Raw genomic sequence first — 4,114 nt, forward strand, 5'->3', positions numbered from 1 at the left:
CAGTTAAGCTCCTCTCTATTCACGAGCTGATAGTTCATTTAAGATGAAAACAAAATATTCTAAAGATTGGATTCGACTCGTGACGAAGTGCGAGTCAAAGACAATCTGTCTAATATGGTCGCTATTCTCGACTCGCATTCCCTTCGTTCATTACGAGTCGAGTCTTGCTTGAAATGTTTTCATAGGAGGCAAAAACATGATCTATTTTTTTGCTGCCGAAAATGACATATTGAGAAAATTGTTTTGCTAATTTCAGTTGTCGTAAACCGGTTCCGTGTGAAATTACATAAAGCGGAATTTCAGGAAACAATACTTTTGTAAAAATTGATAGAATCTACATATGATGCGAAATTATCAAATCTGGCTGGAATTCATTGATTGCTTTATCGATCTGTTTTTGAAAAGCTGATTTCCATTGTTTCAGCATCTCGTCTGTCATATCCTGATAACGAGTGCTCTGATACGGCATCACATCGCTCATACCGACAACTGGAAAGGGAAGTTTTTCGGTCTCGAACCTGACAGGAAATAATTTGATATCTTCACAAAATCCAAAAGATTCTATCTGGTCTTTTTGGGAAATTCCCATAATTACAGATTGTTCGTAGTTCTTTTTGGATGCTTCTTTGAGAAGAGCTTGCAGGAAAATTCCGCTTCCGGTTTTTCCTGGTTTTTGGGCTAAAATGTGAAGGATCTTTCTTTTCATAATAAGAAACCTTGAAGGTTTGAAAAAATATTTTTCCACCGCTTTCTGAATGTTTTTTCCGACTCTCCTTACCAGATCCGCTTGTCTGGTTTTGTAGATCACTTTGTTGGATTTCAGGAAATTTCCATATTCCTGGAAACTCATGGAGTTGATGGTTTCTGTGGGAATTATGTTAAATGATTTTCTGCCGGTGATGGGAACTGTTGAACAGGAAATGATTATTATTATTAATAAAACAAGTGATAAAAACTTTCGCATGTTTCTTCCTGAATTTAAACTTTTGTTATTCTGAGAAATCCTTCCTGTACTTCTCTCGAAGAATCTCTTCAGATGTCATGATCCATAACTTCTGTTGATTCTTCAAAAGAATATCTTGGTAAGAATCATTAGAATGACAATTTGCTTTATTCTTTCTTTAAATCATCAATAATCGAACATCGATCGATAGAAACAAACTGATCAATCTCCAATCTCGGAGCTCGTTCCTCTTCGAGAAACTGCTGTTTTTCATTCAAGTCAGGATCGATCTCATCTGCTTTTTTCCCAACCACAAGAATTGTGATCAATTTCATTTTATCAGGAATTTTCAGGATTTCTTTTGTCTTGTTTTTTTTGAATCCTGCGATCGGATGCATAACCAGACCCATTTCTGTTGCTCGAAGGATCATAAAAGCCGTTGCCATGCCAGTATCGAAATTTGCATATTTCCTGCTTTTGATAATACAATCGAGATTTTTATGAGTGTAAACTGCTATCAACAGAGAAGCTTTCCGACACCATTCATTACCTTTCTTCAAAGCATTAAAACACTGTTCCAGAATTCCTTTGTTGCGAACAAAAACAAATCTCCATGGTTGTTTATTATAGCAGGATGGAGCAAGTTTTGCTGCTTCTGCAATTTCCTTAATGATCTCATCAGTAACTTCAAATGGTTCTAAAGAACGGAAAGATCTTCTTTTTTCGATAATATCTTTTACAGTCATTTTATCCTCAACAATTTATTTCAAAGCAAATTCAACCGCAGTTTCAGCATGAATTTCCAGCGTATCAAAAACAGGAATATCCACATCTTGCTGCTGAATTAATAAAGGAATTTCCGTACATCCAAGAATTATTCCCGATGCACCCTTTTTCTTCAAATTTTTAATTATTTCAAGGAATTTTTGCTTTGAAGAATCTAACAATTTACCAACACATATTTCTTCAAAAATGACCTTTTGGATTAATTCAATTTCTTCTTTATCAGGAACAATTATCTGTATATCAAATTTACTTTTTAATCTCTTTTTGTAAAAATCATCTGTCATAGTAAATTTAGTCCCCAACAATCCGACTGTATTCAATCCTTTTTCTCTGATCTTTTGACCAGTTACATCTGCGATATGAAGAATAGGAATATTTATTTTTTCCTGAACTTTCTCTGCAACTTTATGCATCGTGTTGGCACAGATCAGAATAAAATCTGCTCCGGATCTTTCAAGGATTCGAGCAGCTTCGATCAACTTTTCCGAGATCAGATGCCAATTGTTTTTTAGACTATACAATTCTTCAAAATCAAATGAAAAAAGTATGATCTTACCCGAATGTTTTTTTCCTAATCTTCGGTTAATTGTTTGATTGATGATACGATAATATTCTTTTGTCGATTCCCAGCTGGTACCACCGATAAGTCCGATTGTTTTCATAGTTGAACGGAATTCGATTCCGTTAGTTTCACTTTTTTTCACAGATTACAAATCTGTGCTACAATCTCATTCCAAACCAGGGATCTTCATCCAGGACTTTCAGAAAATAGTCTTTATCTTCTTTTTTCCCGATTTCCTGTCCTGCTTCTTTTGCCAGTTTATAATATTTTTCGCTTTCTTCTTTTCTTTCGTTCAAAGCCAATGCTCTTGCATATCCTTCCAGAGCAAATGCTTTGTCAAAATCTCCAATATCATTTTTTTCTGTCAGATCCAGACAAATTTTCGCATGATATAAAGCAGGTTCGGATCTTGATAAAATAATATAAACATGCGAAACCATCCATTCACCTCGCTGCAGGTTTATCTGCTGCCCGATCTTACTCCAATGATAAAGAGAAGAATGAGCAGTATTGATCATCATTTCATCGTCTTCAGGAGTTCTATCCTTCTTCTCCAGCAAATCCCAGGTATAATTGAATAAACCGGTAGCAAATGCCTGATGAGCTTCCCTGATCGTTAATTTCTTCTCTTCTTTCATGATTTTCTCCTTAATTTAAAACTTGCCAAATTTCAAAAATTTGGCAAGTTTATCGCATCTTTTAAAAATCAATTAGTTCAATATCAAAAGTCAGATCAGCTTTGGGAGGGATTTTCGGAGGTCTTCCCTCTTCACCGTAAGCAAGATTATAAGGAATAACGAACCTGATCTTCCCGCCTTTTTTCATAAAAGAGACACCTTCATCCCAACCTTTGATAACTCTTCCTGCTCCTAACTCAAACTGAAAAGGTTGACCTCGTTCAACCGATGAATCGAACATAGTTCCATCTTCGAGATATCCGCTGTAATGAACTGTAACCATATCGCCTTTTTTTGGAGATTCACCTTCACCCTGATCAATCACATAAAACTTCAGTCCGGTTTGGGAATAAATCGCTTCTATCCCTGTTACATCGAAAGAAGTTATTTTAGGTGCTTTTACTATTTCCAATAATTCCACATCAAAGATCAGAGTAGAATTTGCCGGGATTTTTCCTAAATTCCTTTCTCCATAACCTAATTCCGGAGGAATGATAAAGGTTGCTTTATCACCAACTTTCAGCAAAGCAATTCCTTCGTCCCAGCCTTTGATAACGCGACCTGCTCCTAATTCAAATTCAAATGGTTTACCTCTATCGATAGAACTGTCGAAAACTTCACCGTTTTCCAATTTACCGGTATAATGGACTTTTACTTTATCACCTTTGTTCGCTTGTTCACCTTTTCCCTGCTCTGTAATTTTGTATTGTAAACCGGTTTCAGTTGTGGTGTAATCATCAGCTGCGACTGAACTGAAAGCGATCAAAATTACAAGTAGAGAAAATACTCTGAATTTGTTTCTCATATCAACTCCTTACATTTTTTTGATAACACAAATTTAAAATCTGCTTTGCTTTGTCAAATTGAAATTTCTGAAAGTTTCTAAAAACCTTGACTTGATTTTGCCCTTAAAAAGTTCATATAGAAGGTAAAAAAATGAAAATATTCATTTCTCCCGATTCTTTTAAGGGTAGTCTTTCTGCAAAGCAGGTTGCAGATCTTATCGAAAAAGGATTTAGAAAAGTATTTACAGAAGCTGATTATCTCAAAGTTCCTGTTTCTGATGGAGGAGAAGGGATTCTGCAGATATTGATCAATGCAACTAACGGGAAAAAATATTCTGAATTTGTAACTGATCCTTTAGGA

6 protein-coding genes are annotated in these 4,114 nt (G+C 35.4%); 1 reads left to right on the forward strand and 5 read right to left on the reverse strand.

What is annotated here, in order from left to right:
* Positions 1–334: 334 nt before the first annotated feature.
* The 5 genes from ENL20_01425 to ENL20_01445 all read right to left on the reverse strand — a co-directional run bounded on the left by ENL20_01425 (position 335) and on the right by ENL20_01445 (position 3,773).
* On the reverse strand, positions 335–964 hold the full coding sequence (locus ENL20_01425) for a hypothetical protein (GenBank protein ID HHE37218.1): 630 nt from the start codon (positions 962–964) through the stop codon (positions 335–337).
* Between the two features lie 146 nt (positions 965–1,110).
* Positions 1,111–1,689 carry a nitroreductase gene (locus tag ENL20_01430; GenBank protein HHE37219.1) on the reverse strand — a complete coding sequence of 193 codons (579 nt, stop codon included), beginning with the start codon at positions 1,687–1,689 and terminating at the stop codon, positions 1,111–1,113.
* A gap of 15 nt (positions 1,690–1,704) precedes the next feature.
* The gene (locus tag ENL20_01435; protein HHE37220.1) at positions 1,705–2,391 is read right to left on the reverse strand and encodes an aspartate/glutamate racemase family protein; all 687 of its coding nucleotides are present in this window, start codon (positions 2,389–2,391) and stop codon (positions 1,705–1,707) included.
* 58 nt (positions 2,392–2,449) lie between these two features.
* Positions 2,450–2,929: a hypothetical protein gene (locus tag ENL20_01440; protein HHE37221.1), complete on the reverse strand. Its 480-nt coding sequence runs from the start codon at positions 2,927–2,929 to the stop codon at positions 2,450–2,452.
* A gap of 61 nt (positions 2,930–2,990) precedes the next feature.
* Positions 2,991–3,773 carry an FKBP-type peptidyl-prolyl cis-trans isomerase gene (locus ENL20_01445; protein ID HHE37222.1) on the reverse strand — a complete coding sequence of 261 codons (783 nt, stop codon included), beginning with the start codon at positions 3,771–3,773 and terminating at the stop codon, positions 2,991–2,993.
* Between the two features lie 131 nt (positions 3,774–3,904).
* On the opposite strand from ENL20_01445, the gene ENL20_01450 reads away from it, so the two are divergent.
* Positions 3,905–4,114, forward strand: a 210-nt coding sequence (locus tag ENL20_01450; protein ID HHE37223.1) for a glycerate 2-kinase, incomplete at its 3' end; no start/stop codon positions are given.

Source organism: Candidatus Cloacimonadota bacterium (assembly GCA_011372345.1).
Taxonomy (GTDB): Bacteria; Cloacimonadota; Cloacimonadia; order Cloacimonadales; family TCS61; genus DRTC01.

Coding starts and splice junctions, on each gene's coding strand:
- ENL20_01425 (HHE37218.1), bottom strand. CDS start 964: ATGCGAAAGTTTTTATCACTTGTTTTATTAATAATAATAATCATTTCC.
- ENL20_01430 (HHE37219.1), bottom strand. CDS start 1,689: ATGACTGTAAAAGATATTATCGAAAAAAGAAGATCTTTCCGTTCTTTA.
- ENL20_01435 (HHE37220.1), bottom strand. CDS start 2,391: ATGAAAACAATCGGACTTATCGGTGGTACCAGCTGGGAATCGACAAAA.
- ENL20_01440 (HHE37221.1), bottom strand. CDS start 2,929: ATGAAAGAAGAGAAGAAATTAACGATCAGGGAAGCTCATCAGGCATTT.
- ENL20_01445 (HHE37222.1), bottom strand. CDS start 3,773: ATGAGAAACAAATTCAGAGTATTTTCTCTACTTGTAATTTTGATCGCT.